The following is a 21,343-nucleotide window of genomic DNA, read 5'->3' as shown; positions in this document are numbered from 1 at the left end:
CGCAATTTTAGAGTATTTTACACCATCCTTGCAACATTCCGTTTCAGCATCTTCAGAAAGTCCAAGCGTATCAGAGTACAGGCATGTATTGTTCTTGACAAAGATATAAAGATTCCATCCGCTCTGTTCATCGACAGGATCTCTGCTGATCCACCTTCCATCTTGGGGATTATAGTATCGGAAATTGTACTGCACAAGCCCGGTTTCCTCATCGAAATACTCGCTGGAGAAGCGGAAGGGATTGATTTCTGCCGCATTGCCTTCCATCTTGAGAACATTCCCATACGGGCCGTATTCGTACAAAGCTCGCCGGCCCGCCTTGATGCCGAAGAGCGCCGTTGTGTTCTTCAACGCGTCATGCGTGTAATAAAGATCTTCCACATAGGTTCCCGTTTCATCAAAGACGCTCATCGCCAAGATGCGCGTGGCTACCGGTTCCAGGGGATCCCACAGGTACGTTTTACGCAGGACGGGGTCAGCGGATTCCGAAGCGTCCGCAGCATCCAGTTCCGCGATTTGCAGGTAACCCTGGTAGATAAACCGTTTCCTTGACATGAGCGCTTCCCCTTCATAGACGGATTTTTCTACCCTCCTGTTCAGATAATCGTAAACGCACTCAATACGCCTGTCCCCCTGCGTGAAGCTGACCGCCTGATTCAACGCGTTGCAGGCGGCTTCCCATTCTCCCGTGGACGTCTGAATCTTCGTCTGGTTGCCGTCGGCGTCATAGGTGGGAACAAAGGGCGGCTCCGTACCCTCGGTGATATCCGTGTATTGATTAAGCCGGTTGGCAACGTATGTGGTGGGAAGGGAATCCGTTCCCTCCCGGGAGGTTGTGCGGTTGCCGATGTTATCGTAGGCGTAACTGTATATGCCGCCCCGGCTCATCGCGTCGCTCACAAGTTCATTCCTGTCATTGTAGGCGTAGGCGTGGGTGAGGTCGGGCGCGGACGTGTTGAAATAGTCTTTCTTCGTGACGGGACGCCCCAGCACATCGTAAGAATAGCCGGTTTTGGCCGGGTAGTTGGCGCTGCCGGGGCGCAGGTAGTCAATATTCACCGGGAGGTCGCGCTTTTCTTCCAGGGTGCGCCGCCATTTCAACGTGTTGGGGTAATCAAGAGTGTCCAGCAGGCCGCTTTCCGCATTGTAGCCGTAGGTGAAGGGCTTCGCGACGGCGTTCAACGAGACGGTGGAAAGCCTTCCGGAGGCGTCATGCCCCCATGCCGTCTGCAAGGCGGCGGCGCCCGCATAGTCCAGACAGTAGCCCGCGGGCCTCCCCACTCCGTCACGGCGGAGGGTCAAGACGCTTGCCGCAAGGCCAGCCGTCGTTTCCGTTTCCTGTTCGTTATACTGATTGTACGTGAACGTGCGCGTTCCGAAAGCGTCTTCAATTTGCGTCAGCTGCCCCAGATGATTGTAGCGGCTGCTGATGGAGGGGGTAAAACCGTCGTCATTAAAGGTAATGGAGGTAAGCTCTCCGGTAAGGGGGGCGTAGGAGCGGGAGGCAACGGTTCCCCGCGCGTCCGTCGTAGCGGAAACGCGGTTGAGCGCATCGTAAGCGGTATCCACATGGGTGGCATTGGCATAGGTCTTGCGGACAACCAGCCCCGTAGCGACATCGTACGTCCAGGTGGTGATGTCCCCATCCGTCCGGAGGCGGGGATCAGTAGTGATGACATCCCCGGGATCACGGAAGGTGGCAAGGCTCACTATATGGCCGGCGGCGTCATAAGCGTATACGGCGGGCTGTATGGCCGTCCCCCATTCGGCTTCCTTGCGACCCCGGATATCATAAACGGAACAGGCTGTTTTACCAAGGGCATTGGTAACGCAGGTAGGCAGATCAAAGGGCTGGGCATAAGCGTAAGTGGTCGTGTTGCCCGCGGCATCCGTGCCGGAGATGATGCGGCCGGCGATGTCGCAGACGGAGGTAAAGACATTCCCGCGCACATCTGTGTCCGCGTAGGTGATGCCCGTTTCCGTATAGGTGCGCCGCCGAAGGACAGTTGCACCGTCAAATCCCGTAACCGCCGTCGTAAATCCGTCCACGATGCGCGTGAGGAAGACGCTCTCGACGCCGGGCACGGTTTTCTTCCGAAGGCGAACAGAACCGCCGCCATATTCCATCCATTCCACGGCATCATGGCCGCGGGAATCCGTCATGACGGTTTTGCCGGCAAGGACAGGGCTCAGGGCAGAGAGCAAGGTCGCCCGCTTTTGAAGAACGGGAGTACCTGAGGAAGTATAGCTTGTTATGGAAACAAGACTATAGACTCCGTCTTCACGGCTCTCGGTCATATAAGCATAGTCAGTAATGCGGGAGTTCAGGATGGTCGGGTCATCCTCCAGGGCAACGATTGCCCTGGTCCTGTTCCCAAAAGCATCATACGCGTAGAGGGCGGGCGCCATATCCGCCAGCTGTTCCCTGATAAGGCGCCCCTTGTCATCGTATGCAAGAGTGCGCACGTTTTCCCCATTCAGGGTATTGGCGGCAGCAATCCGTACAAGATCGCCAAAGCCGTTGACGGTGGAGCTTCCCGTCACGACGCGGGGCTCTCCCCCCTCCCCGCCCGGCACAGCCTCCGTCGTGCGGATCCCTTCCGCCGTGGCCTCAACGGTATAAAGGATATCCTGCTGCCCGGTGCCGTAACGCCGCACTACTGTTCCGGAAGGGCTTTTCCGGGTGATGAGCGTAGCGCCGGCGGGCGTGGTAACTGTTTCTACCAGGCCATCCCCGCTATAAGAGCGGACGGTGGTGCGCCCCAGAATATCGGTTTCTCTTATCAGGCGCCCCAGCAAATCGTATTCCCGGCTTTCCACCGTCGTCATTGGGCCTGCATCCCTGCGCAGGGAGGTAATTTTACCGAGGGCATCACGGGTATAGCTCGTGATGGTTTCCGGAGTGATCATAGTTTCCCCGTCCGTAACGGCTGAACGGATGGTTTCCACCAGCTGGCGGGCCGTATTGTAGGAATAGGAAGTGGTCACTCCATTTTCATCCCTTTCCCACAACGGGCCGCAGCAGGTCATCATGCGCTCGTAAACGCGCCCATTGGCGCGGGTGCGCTTTACCCAACGGTTCTCAACGTCATATTCATAAGAAGACGCGTCCGTCATGGACCAGGCGCCATCGGCCAGTCGGGCGTATTGCTCATAACGCATGTTATTGCCCTGGCCGGAGACGTAAGTAACCTTCCGCGAGCTCAGGCCGGGGACGCTCTCTCCCGCTATCCGCGTTTCCGCGGTCACTTTGTAAAGGGATCCGTACCGGTCCGTCTCTTCATAAAAATAATGCGTCTGAATACCGTCCATGCCCTGTTTCATCTTCAGGCGTCCGCGGGCATAAACATTGGGAGCCGTGCCGAGCCAGGATTCCTTCACTTCCAGCCGTACATTTTCTTCTCCCAATGCGGTGGTGCGTTTTTCCACGCGCCGCACATGATTTTCCTCAATGTAAGTATAATCCGTTCGCCAGAGTTCCGCCGCAGTAGCCGTCAACGTCACCCATTGGGTGAGAATATCCGGATCCGCCTGCGTCTGATCCCGATAAGTGGTGTAAGTGACTTTATCTCCAGCTTCCGCCCAGGGGACACTGGACACGATTTCACGCCCAAAACGGTCGTACGCCCATGTTTTGACACTTCCATCAGGAGCAGTTTCCTTCGCGATTTTTCCCATGCCTGTGTACTCGTAGGTCGTCTCCCGGGCGTAATCCGTTCCGTAACCTTCAATACGGCTGGTGCACAAATTGCCATTGCGGGTGACGGCATAAGTCTCACAGACACGGGAGATAGGGATACCGTTTTCCCCTCTCTGTATGGTAGTGATGAGTTTCCACGTTCCGGGAGAGACAATCTGCTTTTCCTTCAGAGTGAAGATGGAATCTTCTCCTTCCCCCTGAGACATGTTCCATGCTCCGTCAGTTCCCTGCCAGTAGCGGGTGGTGAAGGGAGCGCGCCCGGCGGTTTGTTCGGTGACGGCAAGCCTGCCCGCTGCCGCGTCCCCGGTGATCGTGAATGTTTTAAATGGGTCGCCCGTAACGGGATAAAGGCCGGTGGAGCTGTTTTTCCCGCCCACCTGTTCGGGGAGATAGAGGGCGATGCGGTAACCGGACTCCGTGACATTTTCGATGTTGGCGAGCCCGTCCCACAGGTTCCATATTTGCCGGATGCTTCCATCCGAAGCCCGCACAATATCCAGCTTTCCGTCAAATTCTTCTCTTGTGTAAGCCGCGCCGTTTTTAGCGGTGTAGCCGGTGGCGTATTTCAAGGAAGAGGCCGAACCTGCGGTATAGTTAACGGTATTGCCCGTGTTTGAACGGATACTGAGGCAGAATTCTCCCGCCCTTGCCGGAGAAACGAATCTCCTCCCGAAACACGCCGAGCCCCCGCGCTTGGCGGATCCTGCAATGGGGGCCACGCTGTCACCCCTGCTGCCGTCTCCATCCGCGTAACAGTAGTAGTTAATGGCAGTTCCTCCGCTCCTGATTTGGAAAGCGGTATTCGCCCCGATGCCCGATGATGGCGCGGAGATGATTTCACGAGTCATCGGATGCCAGTAATGAAGCGCACGTGGGGACCAGAGTTCAGCCGAGAATGTGTATCCTACTATTTCCAGCAATCCCTGAGGCAGACCCGTCATGCCCCGGAAAGAGCCGAAATTGGTACGCCAGATCATTTCCGTCTTGAGCGTCCGGGCAACCACGCGCCTGCCGGCGGCCGACGAACCGTAAAGGGTGGAGGAAGAGCGCGCGCCGCGCGCCGAAGAGCTGCTGCCGCCCTCATTGTTTTCACAGGTGCAGGGATCCTCATCTTCACCGTTATCCCCTTCTCCGTTGTCTTCCTCCGGACAGGGAGAACTGGAACTGCTCTGGGAGCCATTGCCGCCAGCAGCCTCCTCCCCGCATTCGCACGGCACGTCTTCCCCCTCATCTTCCGTACTTACGGGTTCCGGATAACCTTCATCCGGCTGATAGGAGGATGAAGAGGTTCCATCCGAAACCATGACTTCAATGGAATAATTAAGGATGGCGAGATTAGTCCATTCAGGAGGAACAGCCACGTTCTCATAAGTCATGTGCACGCGGTGCGGTCCCGGTTCAATGGGGAAGCTCAAACTTTTTTCCCTATAAGACCCTCCATGGTATTTGCCCTCCCCAGGAATGAAAATTCCCTCGCCGTCAACAGTAAGAGAGCCGTTATCATCCACCCCCAGCATCAGACGGCACTCCGCCGTTTCCCCCGGGCCGAGCGGATCAACGACAATCCCCCAGTCCCAGCTGCCGCTGAACGCCCCGGCCTCTTTGTTAAACGGGACCGGCACACCTCCGGACGCTGTGAGAGAATTATCAGGCAGAGAATTCGCATGACGCTGAACCTGTTGATCTTTCATAAAATCCAGATAATTGACGATTGAGGGACGAACATCAAAGAAGACAACGCTTCTCTATATTCACTATTCTTATGTATCTCGGAAAACGGAACAGATCAATGATTCATTTTTGAATAATTGTTACTAATTACAATAAATTATTACCAATCAATATTCTTTTAAAATATATATTTATTCCCAACAACCGGAGGGAATAACCATGTTTTTCCGCGCTGCCTGACATCCCCCGCATCTACTGCCGGCCAAATGGCCATGGGGACGGGCTGAACAACTTCCCCGGCCTCCGTTAAGACAAACTCCGGCAGATCTATCTGCATCATCCCTTCAACGAAAGGGTCTCCCGTCTGGTCGTCCAGATAAGGCCGGTGTGGGCACTTTCTTTACGCCGTCCCAATTCTCAACCCGGAAATAAACCAATGAATAATACGACTCAACCGGGGGCCGCTCCAACAGGCCCCGCAGCAACAAGCAACGCTCCGGCGGTAAAATCCGTCCTCCGCATGGGAGTATTCACTCTCGCCATGATCAACGTTTCCGCCATTGTCAGCCTGCGCGGCATGCCTGCGGAAAGCACTTACGGACTGAGTTCCGTTTTTTATTACATTTTCGCTGCGGTTTTCTTTCTGGTGCCGGTTTCCCTGGTGGCCGCGGAACTTACTACCGGATGGCCTCAAAAAGGCGGCGTTTACCGCTGGGTAGGCGAGGCTTTCGGGAAAAAATGGGGGTTCCTGGCCATCTGGCTGCAATGGATTGAGAGTACCATCTGGTTCCCTACCGTTCTGACATTCGCCGCCGTTTCCCTGGCTTTCATGGGGCCCGGGCAAAGATGGGATGAAGCGCTTGCCGCCAATAAATGGTACGTTCTCATCGTGGTGCTGTGCGTGTACTGGGCGGCAACCCTGCTTAATCTGCGCGGCATGAAGACTTCCGCAGGCGTCACCAAATGGGGAACCATCATCGGAACCATTATTCCCGGAGCCATCCTGATCCTGCTGGGCCTGGGCTATTGGGCAGGCGGCAACCCGATCCTGCTGGATATGAGCTGGGACAAGCTGGTGCCGGACATGAGCAATTTCAACAACCTCGTTCTGGCAGCCAGCATCTTCCTGTTTTACGCGGGGATGGAAATGTCCGCCGTGCATGTGAAGGATGTGAATAATCCCGGACGCAATTATCCGCTGGCCATTCTGATTTCCGCCATCATCACGGTGCTTATTTTTGTTCTGGGCACGCTGGCCATCGGCTTCATCATTCCCAATTCCCAGATTAATCTGGTGCAGAGCCTGCTGATTACTTATGACAGCTATTTCAGCTTCTTCGGCCTCGGCTGGATGAACTGGATTCTGGCGCTTGCGCTGGCCGTCGGCGTTCTGGCCCAGGTAACCGCATGGGTGGGAGGCCCTTCAAAAGGCCTGTACCAGGTGGGACTGGCCGGCAACCTTCCACCCGTCATGCAGAAGCGGAACAAGAATAACGTCCAGATGGGCATCCTGCTTATTCAGGGGGGAATCGTCACCCTGCTTTCCATCATGTTTGTAATTATGCCTTCCGTGCAATCCGCCTACCAGATTATTTCCCAGCTGACCATCATCTTGTACCTTATCATGTACATGCTGATGTTCGCGTCCGGCATTTACCTGCGCTACCGGGAACCGAATACGCCCCGCACCTTCCGCATTCCCGGCGGCAGAACCTTCGGAATGTGGGTTGTCGGGGGCCTCGGCCTCCTGGCAAGCCTGGCGGCTTTCCTGGTGAGCTTCATCCCGCCGAACCAAATCACCGTAGGCAGCAGTACCATGTACGTTCTTCTTCTGGTGGTGGGCACCTTCATTTTCGCGGGTATCCCCTTCATCATCCATGCCATGGCCAAACCCTCCTGGAAACGGCCGGTGGATCCCGAAGACGCCTTTGAACCCTTCGGATGGGAAAAAAGCAATGGTTCCCATTCCGCAGCAACCCCAAGCCATTCCATATCCCATGAGTAACATTCCTTCCAATGAACAAATCCGGACGGCCCTGGATAACGCATATGCCTACGCCAAAACCGTCCAGGGAGGCAAAAACGCTTCCTACATTCCCGCCCTGGCCCAGGTTCCTTCCGACCTGCTGGCGATTGCCGTGGTCACCGTCAACGGAGACCTGCTGACCGCAGGCTCCGCGGACGCGCCCTTTGCCATTGAATCCATTTCCAAGGCATTCAACCTGGCTTATGTCATGGATCTGATCGGCATGAAGCAGCTGCGCGCGAAAATCGGAGCGGACCCCACCGGGGAACCCTTCAATTCCGTAATGGCCATTGAGCTGCACGGCGGCAAGCCCCTCAATCCCCTGGTCAACGCAGGGGCCATGGCGACGGTCAGCCTAGTCAACGGTTCGGATTCCGATGAAATATGGGGAAACATGATCCATAATTTCAATAACTTCGCCAACACGGCTCTGACCGTGAACCAGGAGATTTACAAGTCGGAAAGCGCTACCAACCAGCACAACCGCGGCATTGCCTGGCTGCTGGACAGCTACGGCTATTTTTACAATACGCCGCCCATGATTGTGGATTTGTACACACGCATGTGTTCCCTGAATATCACCGCTTCCCAGCTGGCCCTGATGGGCGCCTGCTACGCCAACGGCGGGGTCAATCCCGTCAGCAAGAAGCGGGTGGTGAAAGAGGAGAACGTTCCCCCCATTTTGGCGGAAATGTGCATGTCAGGCCTTTATGATTCCACAGGGGACTGGATGTACAAGGCCGGCCTTCCGGCCAAGTCCGGGGTAGGAGGCGGCCTGGTGGCTGTAGCTCCCGGCAAGCTGGCCATGGCGGCTTTTTCGCCTCCCCTGGATCCCGCAGGGAATACCGTCAAGGGGCAGGCGGCGCTTCAATCCATCATCAGGGAACTGAATCTAAACCTTTTCCGGAGCTGATCCGGGATGAGAAGGTAAACCCGCGGAGCCAAAATCCGAAAGGATTCCCGCGGGTTTACTGTATCCTGTCCAGCTCCCCCGAGGCAGACCGCAGTTTCTCGACTGCGGATTTCAGCCATAAAAAACAGCCTTCCGGAACAGTATGCTGAAAAACGGATATATCCGGCGGACAACGGCCGCATCGCCTGCGCCCCGGCAGCCGCAGACAACCTCTCCCCGGCGCCCCACATCAGCTCCTGTTTGAAAAGTTGCACAGCTGCATGGCTACGCCGTCTTCCATAACCCGGAAGCCGTGCTTCTCATAAAAAGCGGCGTTTCTGCTCTCCTCCGGCATGATTTCAAGATACAGGTAGTCCCTGTATTTTTCCTTAACCATTTCCACCATTTTTCCAGCAATCCCCCTGCCCTGATAGGCGGGATGCACCAGAACATAATGCATGTAGGCAACCATCTCGCTGTCGTCCAGTACCCGCACCAGCCCTGCCAGGCGGTCACCGTCCCAGGCCGTAACAACAGTGGATGAATTCATGAGAGCCTTGAACAGACGCCCCGGATATTGTCCGGAAATCCAGCCAACGGACAGGAACAATTCTTGAACATCTTCCCTGGAAAATTTCTTCTCTTCCGTAAAAACAATCATTTTTTCTTTAATTAATTATTGATTATCCGCCTGTACCGTCGCGGCCACACAACCGCCTGAGCGGGAAACGCCTTTCCCTAGGCCGGATTGACACCCTGTTTCAAGGTTTTATCTGCTCCCACTGCCGCAGTCAACACCGTCTTGTCCGAGGGTTTTACCCATTTCAAGGACATGGCGGAGCCTGTGATAAGAATGCGCGCCGGAAACAGGCAACCCTTTCCCCAGTCAGTAGCTCGTCCGCCCCTGCCTCCTCCGCTTCCGGGGGACGGAAGAGCCGCACCAGGAACACACATCTTCTTTTCAGGGAAACGATACTCGAATACGGGAGACGGCATTTTTCCTGGAACCGATTCCCCAAAAACGGAAAACTCCGGGCCCAGGTTCATAACATTGTGAAAAACCTTTCTCCGTCATTTGTTTAAGGACTTGTCACCACGCTTCTTTTCCCTAGAATCCCCCCGGTATGCTTGACGCCCTCCAAAATGCCTTTTTCCAGACCGGGGACACGCTCACATCCTGGCTGTCCGCTTTCAGCAGCTTTCTGTGGGGGTGGCCCCTGCTCATCATGCTGCTGGGCACGCACCTGTACCTCACCGCCATCCTGCGGTTTCCGCAGCGTTATCTGCTTAAGGCCCTGAAATTGTATTTTGTGAAAGATCATACGGACAAGGGAGATATCTCCCCATTCAGTTCCCTGATGGTGGCCCTGGCAGCCAACATCGGCGCCGGGAATATCATCGGCGTGGGCGTGGCGATTGCAGCCGGAGGCCCCGGCGCCGTCTTTTGGTGCTGGCTGACGGGAATTCTGGGAATGGCAACCCGTTATTCGGAAGGATTACTCGCCATCAAATACCGGGTGGAGAACAAGGACGGCAATATGAGCGGAGGCCCCATGTTCGTGCTGGAACGCGGTCTGAACAGCAAATGGCTGGGGACAGCCTTCGCCGTCTTCACGGCCATTGCCGCCTTTGGAATCGGCAATCTGACGCAAGGGAACGCAGCGGCGGAACAGCTCCACCACGCCTTTTCCATTCCCTTCTGGGGAACAGCCGCCGTTCTGACGGCATTGACGGCTCTGGTGATGCTGGGAGGCATCCAGGGCATTGCCAGGGTATGCGCTTTCTTCGTGCCGTTCATGGCCGTCATCTATATCATGGGATGCCTGTATATCCTGACCATACAGGCAGAGTATATTATTCCCGCCATCCGGTATATTCTGGACTGCGCCTTCACGGGAGAAGCCGCCGCCGGGGGCGCAGCAGGAGCGGCCGTCATGGCGGCAATGAGAACCGGTGTGGCCCGGGGCCTCTTTTCCAATGAGGCCGGCCTGGGATCCGCAGCCATCGCCTCCGCCGCAGCGCAGAACCGCAACCCCGTCAGGCAGGCGCTCATCTCTTCCAGCGGCCCCTTCTGGGATACCGTCATCATCTGCGCCCTGACGGGAATTGTGCTGACCACCAGCATCATCGCGCATCCGGACATTTCCTGCACGGACGGCCCCAGGCTTACTACGCTGGCATTCAGCAAAATTCCTTACATAGGCTCCCCTCTGCTCACGCTCAGCCTGGTTACGTTTGTAGTTTCCACCATTCTGGGCTGGTCCTACTTTGGAGAAAAAGCGCTGGAATACCTGGGAGGCATCCGGCTGATCATGCCTTACCGCGTCATCTGGGTGGCGGCGGTCTTCATCGGCTGCGTCTCTAAAATAGAACTGGTATGGATTTTTGCAGACTGCGCCAACGGCCTGATGGCCCTGCCCAACCTCATTTCCCTGCTGGCACTTTCCGGCGTGCTTGTCCAGCAAACGCGGTACTACCTCTGGCAGCACAGGCTGGACGATTACGACGAATCCCACATACCGGAAGGAAAATAACGATTTTTTTAACTCGGATTCAAATAATTCTTGCCTTTCGGCTTCCGGTGCGCAGTCCCTGCAAACCTAAAAGTCGCGTTCGTCTAGCGGTCCAGGACTCCCGCCTTTCACGCGGGCAACACGGGTTCGAGTCCCGTACGCGATGCCAGCTTTACCGCCGCGGCAGTTACGATAATTCCGCTTTTCCCCTTTTCAGGGAAGCATATTGGAAAAACGTAATGGCTGCGGTTTTCTTTTGGCCCGGTTTTCCGGATTCAGGAAAGCGCGGCAGAGGCGCCGGAAGCGGAATCCCCCCCCTGCTTTTAAATGCCGGAACATGTCTTACATCCCCCGGATTTGGCTTTCAGAAAACCCCGCCATCTTTTAAAATCCTTTACACGCAAACGCCATGGATTACACACCTCTCATTGAAAAACGCCGCCAGCGCCTGGAAGAATTGGAAACAGTCATTGCCGAACCGGACTTCTTCAATGACCAGAAAAAGGCCTCGGAAATCATGAGAGAGCACCGCCGCCTGAAGGAACTCATGGAAACATGGGATTCCCTGAACGCCACGGAACAACAGCTGGCGGACAACCAGGAACTGGCCAAGACGGACGATCCGGAACTGGCGGAACTGGCCGCCCTGGAGATTCCAGAACTGGAAGCCGCCCTGGAAAAACTGCGAAGCGACGTGCAGTACAGCCTGCTGCCCCGCGACACGACGGAAGACCGGGACGCCATCATTGAAATCCGCGCCGGAACGGGCGGGGATGAAGCCTCCCTGTTTGCCGGAGACCTGCTGCGGATGTACCAGCGTTTTGCGGAAGAACGCGGCTGGCGCTTCGAGCATCTGGAAAGCAGCCCGTCGGACGTGGGCGGATTCAAGGAAGTCGTCTGCCGCATTGCCGGGGAAGAAGTGTTCCGATTCCTGAAATATGAAGGCGGCGTGCACCGTGTGCAGCGCGTTCCCGCTACGGAAACGCAGGGGCGCATCCATACTTCCACCGCCACCGTGGCCGTCATGCCGGAAGCGGAGGAAGTGGACATAGAAATCCGCCCGGAAGATCTCCGCATCGAAGTATGCCGTTCCGGCGGAGCCGGAGGCCAGCATGTGAACAAAACGGAATCCGCCGTTCAGATATGGCACATACCCACGGGCGTTTATGTCCGGTGCGAGGAAGAACGCAGCCAGATGAAAAACCGAGAAAAAGGCATGAAAATCCTGCGCGCCAAGCTCTTTGAAGCCAAAAAACGGGAAGAGGCGGAAAAATACTCCGCCGCGCGCCGCAATCTCATCGGCTCCGGCGGCCGTGAAGAAAAGATACGCACATACAACTTCCCGCAGAACCGTCTGACAGACCACCGCATCGGCTACACTTCCCACAATCTGGACGGTATCCTGATGGGGCAGCTGGAAGACCTGATTATGGCCCTCCAGCATGCGGAAATGCAGGAACGCCTGGCGGAGGCCGGAATGTCCTAACTTCCTTTTTCCTTTCATGAAAACTTTACTGGAAGTCCTTCAGGCCGGCACGGATTATCTGGCCCGCCAGGGGTGCGACGAAGCACGCGCCACCATGCAGCATTTGCTGGCCCATGTCCTGCACTGCAACCGCACGGCTCTTTACTCCCAGTTTGACAGGCCCGTGGAAGAAGCGGAGCTGGCACCCCTGCGCGAACTGCTGAAACGCAGGGCAGCGGGAGAACCGCTGCAACATCTGCTGGGGGTCACGGAATTTTTCCGGAGGGATTTCCTGACGGATGCCCGCGCCCTGATTCCCCGCCCGGAAACCGAGGAACTGGTGGAAATGGTGTTAAAGAAAATCCCGGACCATCCGGTACGCATCCTGGACATGGGCACGGGCTCCGGCGTTATCGGCGTCACGCTGGCGCTGGAACTCAAGGAGCGCGCCGGAGAAGTCGTGCTGGCGGACATTTCCCCGCAGGCTCTGGATCTGGCCCTGGAAAATGCCATGCGGCTGGGAGCCAGAGTCTCCACCATCCAGACGAATCTGTTCGCCAACATTCCCCAGGAAAAAACGGATCCGTATGCGGAGGATGCCGATTCTGCTCCGGAGGGAGAAAAAGAGGAAAACGGGCGAAACAAGCTCTTTGACGTTATCGTGGCCAATCTGCCATACATTGCAGAGGGGGAAAAACTTGCCCCGGAAGTCATGAAAGACCCCCATACAGCCCTGTTCGGAGGTCCTAAAGGCTGGGAAATCATTGAACGCTTTCTGGCCCGCGCCTGGGATTACCTGAATGAAGACGGCTTTGTAGCCCTGGAAATCGGGTACGACCAGGCATCCGTCGTAACGCAAATCATGGATGGATACGGCTACAATTACATTGAAGTTCTGAAGGACATGAGCGGCGTCTCCCGTTTCCCTTTCGGCTATCGTTAATGTTATCCTCCTTTTCACTCCATGCAGGCGGCGCGCATTCTGGTTGACGGACAAAGCGATCTGGTACTGGATTACGGTATTCCTCCGGAAGCGGGAGATGTCAAGCCGGGCTGCCGCGTACAGGTGCCCCTGCGCAACAGAACGGCTACCGGAACCGTGCTTACGCTGTCAGAACCGGCCCCGGCCTGGAAGGACAGGCTCAAGCCCATTCTGAAACTGATCGATCCGGAGCCCCTGATTTCCCCGGTGATGATGAATCTGGCCTCATGGGCGGCGGACTATTACTCCGTGGCTCTGGATCAGATGATCCGGTGTCTGCTCCCGGAAACCGTTCGTCAGGAAAATACGGCGGAAAAAATGCGCAAAATGGTGTATCTGGAAAAAACTCCGGCACAGGAGGAACTGGACGCCCTGTACCGCAAAGCACCCCGGCAGGCCCAAATGCTGGATTATTTCTCATCCGCGAAACAACAGTCCGCCCCCCTGGCGGCATTCGGCGCCGGAGCCCTGAACGTTGCCCGCAGCCTGGAAGCCAAAGGCTTCATCTCCCTGAAAGAAGAGGCCGTGCACCGGGACCCCAGCACCGGGGAGCAATTCGTCCCCACCCAGCCCATGAAGCTGAACAGCCAGCAGCAGAAAGCGCTGGAAGAAATCACGGCCATGTGCGCGGCAGAGCGCAAAAAACCGGTCCTGCTGCAAGGGGTTACCGGTTCCGGCAAGACGGAGGTTTACTTACAGGCCGTTTCCCAAATAGTAAAATCCGGAAAATCCGCCCTGATCATGGTGCCGGAAATTTCCCTGACGCCCCAGACGGTTCAGCGTTTCAAATCCCGTTTCGCGGAACTGCCTTCCTCCGTGGCAGTGCTGCACAGCCTCCTTTCGGACGGAGAGCGCTTTGACGAATGGCATGCCATCCGTTCCGGAAAGGCACGTATCGTCATCGGCCCCCGTTCCGCCGTCTTCGCCCCCCTCCAAAATCTGGGTCTGGTGATTGTGGATGAAGAACACGACGCCTCTTACAAACAGGAAAGTTCCCCCCGCTACCACGGGAGGGATCTGGCCGTGCTGCGCGCCCATCTGGAAAACTGCGCCGTGCTTCTTGGCTCCGCCACTCCCTCTCTGGAAAGCATCCATAATGCCCTGATTGGGAAGTATTCCCTGGTAAAACTGACGGAAAGGGCGGACGGTCAGAAGCTGCCGCTCATTCGCATCCTGGACATGAAAACGGAAGGAAAGAATAAATCCGGTCCCAACGTTATCTCCGAACGCCTCAGGATGTCCATTGACCGGCGCCTGGACAAAGGGGAACAGGTTATCCTGCTGCTCAACAGGCGCGGATTCGCACGCTCCATCCAATGCCCGGACTGCGGCCACGTTGTCACGTGCCTGCACTGCTCCCTGCCCCTGACCTACCACCGTACGGAAGACCGCCTCATGTGTCACCTGTGCGGATTCAAAGCCCTTCCGCCCCGTTCCTGCCCGGAATGCCGGTCCGCCAATATCCTGCTCCAGGGGTACGGAACCCAGAAGGTGGAAGAAATCCTGCGCCGCACTTTTCCTGCGGCGCGCATCACGCGCGTGGATGCGGACGTAGCCCGGCGGAAAAACGCCGTCCGGACCATTCTGAACCAGTTCCGCGCCCATAAGATAGATATTCTCCTGGGCACCCAGATGATCGCCAAAGGGCTGGACTTTCCCAACGTGACGCTGGTAGGCGTACTGAACGCGGACCTGGGGCTCCACATCCCGGATCCCCGTGCAGGGGAACGCACTTTCCAGCTCCTGACGCAGGTAGCGGGCCGCGCCGGCCGCGGCGATCTTTCCGGAGAAGTCATTATCCAGACTTTTACGCCCCAGTCCCCCTCCCTGCAATACGCCCGGCACCATGACACGGACGGCTTTGCAGCCCAGGAACTGGAAATGCGGCGTACTTTCGACCTCCCCCCCTTCACCCATATCGCCGTCTTGACCATACGTTCCCAGCATGAAAGCATGGCGGAATTCGCCACGCAAACCCTCGCGGCCCGCCTGCGCGGCATGCTCCCCCCTCCCGCCACGATGACCGAACCCATGCCTGCCCCCATCCCCCGTGCGCACGGACAGTTCAGATTCCAGATTACGGTCAAGGGGCCATCCGCCCGCATCCTCTCCCGCACTCTCCGGAAACTGGTGCAGGAAGCCGGACTGGGGGAAGACCTGACGGCTGTCATTGATGTGGATGCCATGTCATTCATGTAAGCCGCCTTGCCAAAACCGGCCGGGAACATTAGACTTCCGGCACAACACAACTTACTATTATGCTGCTTCATTTCTACAAGATGACGGGTGCCGGCAACGACTTTGTCATGGTGGACAATCGTAACCTGAGCCTCTCCTCCGTGCTGGACAGAGAAACCATAGAAGCCCTGTGTGACCGCCGCTTCGGCATTGGGGCTGACGGGTTGATCGCCGTGGAACCCTCCCAGGGCAAGGGGGGAATTGTTCGTATGCGTTATTACAATGCGGACGGCGGAGAGGCGGAAATGTGCGGCAATGGTGCCCGCTGCTTCGGCAACTTTGCCGCCGCCCTGCTTCATCACGACAAGACAGCCCCCCTTCCTTTTGAAACCATGGCCGGCGTCGTCACCGCAACCTTTGAAAAAGACGGCAACGTCACCGTAAACCTGACCAATCCCCACTCCATGCAGCTCTTCGTGCTGAATGCCGATCCGACTGTGGGGGCGGATGTCCATTTCCTGAACACGGGCGTTCCCCATGCCGTTGCGTTTCTGGACAAGCTGGAGGACCTGGACATTTCCAGGCTGGGAGCCTATCTGCGTTACCATGAGGCCTTTTCACCCAAAGGCACCAATGCCAACTTCGCCAGAATCCTGTCTCCGGGGCACATTGCCATACGTACTTACGAACGCGGCGTAGAGGATGAAACGCTTGCCTGCGGAACGGGAATGACCGCCTGTGCGCTGCTGCATGCCGTATTGGCGGACGCCCCCTCCCCCATTCAGGTGGATGTAGCGGGCGGAGACACTCTTAAAGTCGGATTCCAACGCACAGGGGACCGTTTTACTGACGTCACGCTGACCGGACCGGCAGACCTTGTGTTCACCGGAGACATTCAGATCTAAACAGCTTCGACCTGAAAAGGCGGACTCCTTCCCATCAGGGAAATTATCTGTTCAGCAGGGAACATTCCGCCCGCACATAACCGCCGTAATTATTGCAGAACGCCTTGTACACGGCAGGGCCCATATTCGTTTCGCAATAGTACTTTACGGTAATACAGCCGTTCTCACGTTCCATATTAAGAAAACGGCTGGACAGCAGTACCAGATTGCTCTGGTAATTCCACAAAGCCATGTCACGCTCCATTTCCTCATGAATCCTGTCGCATATAAAGCTCTCCGGAGGAGGAAACAGAATGGCGCAGACAACACCGATCAGACAGATTCCCGGAATGACCCCTACGGCAAGAACCCCGTGACATTTCCTGACCAGGGGAAGGTGATTCCTGAATTTCCGGAAAATGGTAAAACGGAATAAATAACCCGCCAGCAGCGCCACCGGGAAGAACACATTCACGTACTCAAAAGCCAGGCTCATTCCTCCAAGAACGAAAAAACCGATGCCCTTCCACACCTTCCGGTAAACAGGAATGCAGGCGCAAAGAAACACGTACAGAAGATATCCCAGCAGGCAAAGGAAAGGCAGAAGCGTTCCCGTAAAAATATGCTCCACCATGCAGTCCCACGGATATTCCCTGCTGGGAGCGAAGGCTTCATGAAAAAACATGCATACCATGCTCAAAAGCACCAGCGCGGCAAGGAGGATGGTCTTTACTTTTTTTGACTCATACAAAAGCCACAGCAAAATAACTCCGAACGGCAATAAATAGCAACCTATACTGTTGAATACAGTGGACAACATGGGAATATGAGGAAAGAAATTCATGGAGCGGATATGGATAAATGAGCGGTTAACAACTAAAATGCAGCAGCGGCTTCAGCAACAGTAATTGGAAATAAAATAAATTCAAACACTCGTTTTCAAATAACCCATAAAAAATCATATTCTTTTCACGAAAAGCCGTTCAGCCGGGCTCTCCCACTTGACAAAACAACCCTCTGAAAAGGATAGTAACGCTCTTGTGAAACACTCCCTTTTCATCCAGGCCGTCCTCCTTCCGGTTCTCTTCTGCCTTCCCCAATGCAGCCGCAAACCGCTCCTTCCGGAATATACGCCTCTGTGTTCCGGAATGGTGCCGGGAGAACACACTGCCCACCGGGCCCTCCGGGCACGGGAAAACAGAACCTACCGGGTCGGTCCGAAAGGCGGTGTATATTACATCAATTCCCATAATAAAAAAGTTTACATCAAATCCAGGAGGGTGCAATAGAAGACCACACGGTTTCTCCGTAATTTTCCAAATGGGAAACAAATAACCGTCCTATCATGTTTTTATTGTATAATTGAGAAAATATTCCGTTCAAAAAACTCATTAAACTCATTTTCTTCTTGCCAAAATGGAAGAGGACGGGTAATGTCTGCCGCACCACAACACTAAATGGTGTCGGTAGTTCAATGGTAGAGCCCCAGATTGTGATTCTGGTTGTTGCGGGTTCGAGCCCCGTCCGACACCCCATCCCCTTTCCTTCATAAAAAGAGCACTTATAGTGCTCTTTTTTACTATCCCCAGCCCTTTCCGCATGCGTAATCCAGAATTCGTCAAAGCCGCTTTTTCCGCTATTGCCCCGCGCTATGTGGCTACCAACCATGTGCTGAGCATGGGTGTGGACCTGCTATGGCGCCAGCGCGTCGTTCAGCTTGTCTCCGAATGGAAACCGGAAAACCTTCTGGATCTGGCGACTGGAACGGGAGACCTGGCCCTGGCCATCCTGAACGCAATGCCGGAAATCCGCCTCACCGGGTCCGACTTCTGCCAGCCCATGCTGGACATAGCGGCCAGGCGGGGACTGGATCATCTGGTTTGCGCAGACGCCATGAACCTGCCCTTCCCCTCCGCCTCCTATGATGCGGTCACTGTCGCCTTTGGCCTGAGGAACATGGCCAGCTATCCGGACGCCCTGCGGGAAATGGGCCGTATGCTGCGTCCGGGGGGCCATCTGCTCATTCTGGATTTTTCCCTGCCTGAAAGCCTGTTGAAAAGCCCTTACCGGTTTTATCTGCACCGTATCCTTCCCGTCATCGCAGGGTGGATGACCGGCCACCGGGAAGCATACGACTACCTGGCGGACAGCATTGAAGCCTTCCCCTGCGGGCAGGCCATGAAGGCTCTGCTGCGGGAATGCGGCTACAGCAACATCACGGCGGAAGCTCTGAATGGGGGAATTGCCAGCATTTACACAGCCCAGCGATGAGTGCGGGGGACGCAAGAGAAGGCATCATACGCGGCAAGGCGGCACGCGCCCGCCTGGGCGGAAAACTTGCCGGACTATCCCTGCCCCGGCAAATCGCCGTGATTGCTTTCTGGCCATTCCTGGAACAGCTGCTGAGCTTTTTCGTCACCTCGTCCGACCTTTTCATCGCCACTAAAATAGGGGTGGACGCCCAGGACACCATCAACATCTCTGACGGCATGGGCGCCGTCGTCTTCATCATGTGGTTCGGCTTCGTCATCCAGGGGGCTATCATGATGGGAGCCACAGCCATCGTTTCCCGCATGACGGGCGCCAGGGACTATCCCCAGGCCCAGCATGGCCTGCACCAGGCCGCCATGCTGGGGCTCCTGGCAGGAACCATCTCCTGCGGACTTCTCTTCACATGCAGCGATTTCATGGTCACGCACGTACTGACCATGAATGAAACCGCCCGGGCCTACGCCCTGCAATACGTTTATATGGCCGCATTTGCGGCCCCGTTCAGCGGCGTGGTCTTTGCCATCAATGCCGCCCTGCGAGGCTCCGGAGACACGCGGCTTCCCTTCTGGATCATGATGAGCGTAGGCATCCTCAATGTCATCTTCAGCGTCATCTTCGTCTTTGCGGACGCTCCTCTGGGCGGCTGGCGTATCGGAGGAATTGCGGCAGGAACGGTCTGCGGCTACGGCATCAGCATGTGCATCCTGCTGTTCATCATGCTGCGGCGCAGAAAAAAAATCTTCACGGGCAGGAAAAATGAATCCCTGGAAGAACTTGTCCGGGAACGGGGAGAACACTATGCCCCGCCCCTGTACCTCAGCTTTTCCCATCTGCGGCCGGACATGGGCATGCAGAAGCGAATCCTGAAAATCGGGCTGCCGCAGGCCGTGGAAGTCTTCGGCATGTGGGGCATCCAGATGTTCTGCCTTTCCATCATCAGTGAACTGCCTGTTAAAGGCGTGCTGGGCGTCCACAATATTGCCGTCCGCATTGAATCGCTCAGCTTCCTGCCCGGCTTCGCCATCGGCATGGCCGCTTCCACGCTCGTGGGGCAATACCTGGGCGCCCGGAACGCGCTTATGGCCCGCATCACCATCTGGAAATGCATGCGGTACGCCGTCATCTTCATGACAGGCCTGGGAGTGCTCTTCAGTGCCTTTCCCGCCCTGTTCATGGAGATATTTTCCAACGGCAGCACGACCCTCATTGATACCGGAATCCCCGTGTTGCGCACCATGTTGGTGGTGGAACCCTTCTTCGCCGCCTGCATCGTGATGAAAATGTCCCTGCGCGGCGCGGGAGACACCCGGAGAGTCATGCTTATTTCCTACGGCATTATGGGCTTTTTCCGGGTCGTCTGCACCTGGGTATGGTTCAGGCTGGCACCGGAAACCATGACTTTGTGGGGCATCTGGCTGGTTTTCGCCTTTGAAATGGCCGTCCAATCCGCCATCCTCTATAAAATCGTCAAGGGGCGGAGCTGGACGAAGCTGCAAGTCTGAACCTTTCTCCGGCCTCTCCCGCCTCCCGGCCCATTCGCAAATCCAAAACGTTTACTGCAGGATAAAAACTTTGCTTTCCTCCTCCAATTCTGCTAGCATCCTTTCACGTTGTTCTGCAACGGGCTCGTAGCTCAGCGGTTAGAGCAGGGGACTCATAATCCCTTGGTCGTAGGTTCGAATCCTACCGGGCCTACCAAAATAAAGCCTTACAAGTTAACCACTTGTGAGGCTTTTCTTTCTCTTCCCGCTTCTCTCAAAAATTATTAAAAACGCGTAAAAACGTACCAAAACGCAAGAAAAGTTGCACCACTTTAGCATCACCATTTTTGCTACAGTAGCAGAAACCGCATGAGAAGAGGAGTCATTGCCGGAATTACAAATAGCTGGCAGAAGAACTGAAAAGCAGGAAGACTTCTCGTAATTCCCTGTAGATTCCTTAGATCATTAGGTCATACAACACACCTATGCAGAGAGTATGTAAACTGTAAAAAACACTCGGTAGTGACGAAGTTTTTTATGCTCTCGATTTATCGGAAGAAGTTGTTGGAGTTCCAGATGAGAGGATTAGCTTAAGACTCCAAAAATCGGAAATAGTTCTATCAATCATACAATTTTAAGGGTTGCGACAAATCCGAGAAGACAAACTAGGGAGACGGCAAACACTCTTTTTCCATGGAATAAACGTTTTTCACAGGAATTTGAATGACACCAGAAAGGAACGACATCCTATCAAAATTTTTTCTAACAAATAGAAAACAATTGCGTCTATAGATAGAAAGTATTGATTGTAAAATAATATTATTATTTTTAAATGGAAAATATTTGTTATGTTTTTGATGATAACAGAAATATTCAAATAAAATTCTATTGACATGAAATCCGGATAACGCTAGAAAAAAAGACTACTACTGGGGGTTGTTTCCTTTTAGCGCTTTGTTGATTAATCCTCAACTCTTTAATACCTTATGAATACTCCAACTACTTCTTCTTACCGGAAATGGTACTTTGGAGCCGGCGGCAGCCCCGGCAGGCGGGGCATGGAGGCAGCTCCGGAGCCCGATCCGCTACCGTTTGAAGCGATCCGGATCCATGAGGAAAGAACCGTGGGGCCGCCGAGCACGCCGGCGGACGGCTACAGCGCGCAAGGCACATTCACCATCCCGGAAGGAGCGGACGGCAAAAAACTCTACGGCACCTGCTCGCTCTTCCTTGGGGTGGACGACTGGGGAATCCTGGAAGTAAAGGACTCCGGCGGCAAC

The 21,343-nt window shown here is 55.4% G+C and carries 14 protein-coding genes and 3 tRNA genes; 13 read left to right on the top strand and 4 right to left on the bottom strand.

The window, feature by feature from the left end:
• Nucleotides 1–5,322: RHS repeat-associated core domain-containing protein (locus BHW66_RS02645; protein ID WP_286688863.1), on the bottom strand; the 5,322-nt coding region annotated here is incomplete at its 3' end.
• Between the two features lie 569 nt (nt 5,323–5,891).
• On the opposite strand from BHW66_RS02645, the gene gadC reads away from it, so the two are divergent.
• Both gadC and glsA read left to right on the top strand, forming a co-directional pair.
• The gene (gadC, locus tag BHW66_RS02640) at nt 5,892–7,376 is read left to right on the top strand and encodes a putative glutamine/gamma-aminobutyrate antiporter GadC (protein WP_102758906.1); all 1,485 of its coding nucleotides are present in this window, start codon (nt 5,892–5,894) and stop codon (nt 7,374–7,376) included.
• Nucleotides 7,369–8,310 carry a glutaminase A gene (gene glsA, locus BHW66_RS02635; RefSeq protein WP_022197161.1) on the top strand — a complete coding sequence of 314 codons (942 nt, stop codon included), beginning with the start codon at nt 7,369–7,371 and terminating at the stop codon, nt 8,308–8,310. Before gadC ends, glsA begins: the two co-directional genes overlap by 8 nt.
• Nucleotides 8,311–8,539: 229 nt before the next feature.
• Here glsA and BHW66_RS02630 read toward each other — a convergent pair whose 3' ends face one another.
• Both BHW66_RS02630 and BHW66_RS02625 read right to left on the bottom strand, forming a co-directional pair.
• Nucleotides 8,540–8,950 carry a GNAT family N-acetyltransferase gene (locus BHW66_RS02630; protein ID WP_012419101.1) on the bottom strand — a complete coding sequence of 137 codons (411 nt, stop codon included), beginning with the start codon at nt 8,948–8,950 and terminating at the stop codon, nt 8,540–8,542.
• 77 nt (nt 8,951–9,027) lie between these two features.
• Entirely contained in the window at nt 9,028–9,243 is a 216-nt protein-coding gene (locus BHW66_RS02625) for a hypothetical protein (RefSeq protein ID WP_128153675.1), read from the bottom strand.
• Nucleotides 9,244–9,413: 170 nt separating this feature from the next.
• On the opposite strand from BHW66_RS02625, the gene BHW66_RS02620 reads away from it, so the two are divergent.
• The 6 genes from BHW66_RS02620 to dapF all read left to right on the top strand — a co-directional run bounded on the left by BHW66_RS02620 (nt 9,414) and on the right by dapF (nt 16,332).
• Nucleotides 9,414–10,823, top strand: coding sequence for a sodium:alanine symporter family protein (locus BHW66_RS02620; protein ID WP_102758907.1), 1,410 nt, complete (start codon nt 9,414–9,416; stop codon nt 10,821–10,823).
• Nucleotides 10,824–10,895: 72 nt separating this feature from the next.
• Nucleotides 10,896–10,971, top strand: a tRNA-Glu gene (locus tag BHW66_RS02615).
• A 240-nt stretch (nt 10,972–11,211) separates the two neighbouring features.
• Entirely contained in the window at nt 11,212–12,288 is a 1,077-nt protein-coding gene (gene prfA / locus BHW66_RS02610) for a peptide chain release factor 1 (protein WP_012419103.1), read from the top strand.
• A 16-nt stretch (nt 12,289–12,304) separates the two neighbouring features.
• Nucleotides 12,305–13,210: a peptide chain release factor N(5)-glutamine methyltransferase gene (gene prmC, locus BHW66_RS02605; RefSeq protein ID WP_286688862.1), complete on the top strand. Its 906-nt coding sequence runs from the start codon at nt 12,305–12,307 to the stop codon at nt 13,208–13,210.
• Nucleotides 13,211–13,231: 21 nt separating this feature from the next.
• Nucleotides 13,232–15,448, top strand: coding sequence for a primosomal protein N' (gene priA, locus BHW66_RS02600; RefSeq protein WP_286688861.1), 2,217 nt, complete (start codon nt 13,232–13,234; stop codon nt 15,446–15,448).
• Between the two features lie 59 nt (nt 15,449–15,507).
• The gene (dapF, locus tag BHW66_RS02595) at nt 15,508–16,332 is read left to right on the top strand and encodes a diaminopimelate epimerase (protein ID WP_215440098.1); all 825 of its coding nucleotides are present in this window, start codon (nt 15,508–15,510) and stop codon (nt 16,330–16,332) included.
• A gap of 43 nt (nt 16,333–16,375) precedes the next feature.
• Here dapF and BHW66_RS02590 read toward each other — a convergent pair whose 3' ends face one another.
• Nucleotides 16,376–17,131 carry a hypothetical protein gene (locus tag BHW66_RS02590; RefSeq protein WP_215440096.1) on the bottom strand — a complete coding sequence of 252 codons (756 nt, stop codon included), beginning with the start codon at nt 17,129–17,131 and terminating at the stop codon, nt 16,376–16,378.
• A gap of 640 nt (nt 17,132–17,771) precedes the next feature.
• Here BHW66_RS02590 and BHW66_RS02585 point away from each other — a divergent pair.
• From BHW66_RS02585 to BHW66_RS02565, 5 genes are all read left to right on the top strand, one after another.
• Nucleotides 17,772–17,846 (top strand) — tRNA-His (locus BHW66_RS02585).
• Nucleotides 17,847–17,910: 64 nt separating this feature from the next.
• The gene (locus BHW66_RS02580; RefSeq protein WP_022197188.1) at nt 17,911–18,582 is read left to right on the top strand and encodes a ubiquinone/menaquinone biosynthesis methyltransferase; all 672 of its coding nucleotides are present in this window, start codon (nt 17,911–17,913) and stop codon (nt 18,580–18,582) included.
• The gene (locus tag BHW66_RS02575) at nt 18,579–20,084 is read left to right on the top strand and encodes an MATE family efflux transporter (protein WP_215440094.1); all 1,506 of its coding nucleotides are present in this window, start codon (nt 18,579–18,581) and stop codon (nt 20,082–20,084) included. The genes BHW66_RS02580 and BHW66_RS02575 overlap by 4 nt, the downstream gene beginning before the upstream one ends.
• Nucleotides 20,085–20,204: 120 nt before the next feature.
• Nucleotides 20,205–20,280, top strand: a tRNA-Ile gene (locus BHW66_RS02570).
• Nucleotides 20,281–21,049: 769 nt separating this feature from the next.
• On the top strand, nt 21,050–21,343 hold a 294-nt coding region (locus BHW66_RS02565), incomplete at its 3' end, for a hypothetical protein (protein WP_286688860.1).

Source organism: Akkermansia sp. 54_46, assembly GCF_001917295.1.
GTDB lineage: Bacteria > Verrucomicrobiota > Verrucomicrobiia > Verrucomicrobiales > Akkermansiaceae > Akkermansia > Akkermansia muciniphila.
The sequence above is the reverse complement of the archived record's forward strand: the minus strand, read 5'-3'. Positions and strand labels throughout refer to the sequence as shown.

What these genes read in the sequence shown, in the direction of transcription:
- glsA (WP_022197161.1), top strand. Translation starts at nt 7,369, where the DNA reads ATGAGTAACATTCCTTCCAATGAACAAATCCGGACGGCCCTGGATAAC.
- BHW66_RS02620 (WP_102758907.1), top strand. Translation starts at nt 9,414, where the DNA reads ATGCTTGACGCCCTCCAAAATGCCTTTTTCCAGACCGGGGACACGCTC.
- dapF (WP_215440098.1), top strand. Translation starts at nt 15,508, where the DNA reads ATGCTGCTTCATTTCTACAAGATGACGGGTGCCGGCAACGACTTTGTC.
- priA (WP_286688861.1), top strand. Translation starts at nt 13,232, where the DNA reads ATGCAGGCGGCGCGCATTCTGGTTGACGGACAAAGCGATCTGGTACTG.
- BHW66_RS02625 (WP_128153675.1), bottom strand. Translation starts at nt 9,243, where the DNA reads ATGTGTGTTCCTGGTGCGGCTCTTCCGTCCCCCGGAAGCGGAGGAGGC.
- gadC (WP_102758906.1), top strand. Translation starts at nt 5,892, where the DNA reads ATGGGAGTATTCACTCTCGCCATGATCAACGTTTCCGCCATTGTCAGC.
- prmC (WP_286688862.1), top strand. Translation starts at nt 12,305, where the DNA reads ATGAAAACTTTACTGGAAGTCCTTCAGGCCGGCACGGATTATCTGGCC.
- BHW66_RS02580 (WP_022197188.1), top strand. Translation starts at nt 17,911, where the DNA reads ATGCGTAATCCAGAATTCGTCAAAGCCGCTTTTTCCGCTATTGCCCCG.
- prfA (WP_012419103.1), top strand. Translation starts at nt 11,212, where the DNA reads ATGGATTACACACCTCTCATTGAAAAACGCCGCCAGCGCCTGGAAGAA.
- BHW66_RS02630 (WP_012419101.1), bottom strand. Translation starts at nt 8,950, where the DNA reads ATGATTGTTTTTACGGAAGAGAAGAAATTTTCCAGGGAAGATGTTCAA.
- BHW66_RS02590 (WP_215440096.1), bottom strand. Translation starts at nt 17,131, where the DNA reads ATGTTGTCCACTGTATTCAACAGTATAGGTTGCTATTTATTGCCGTTC.
- BHW66_RS02575 (WP_215440094.1), top strand. Translation starts at nt 18,579, where the DNA reads ATGAGTGCGGGGGACGCAAGAGAAGGCATCATACGCGGCAAGGCGGCA.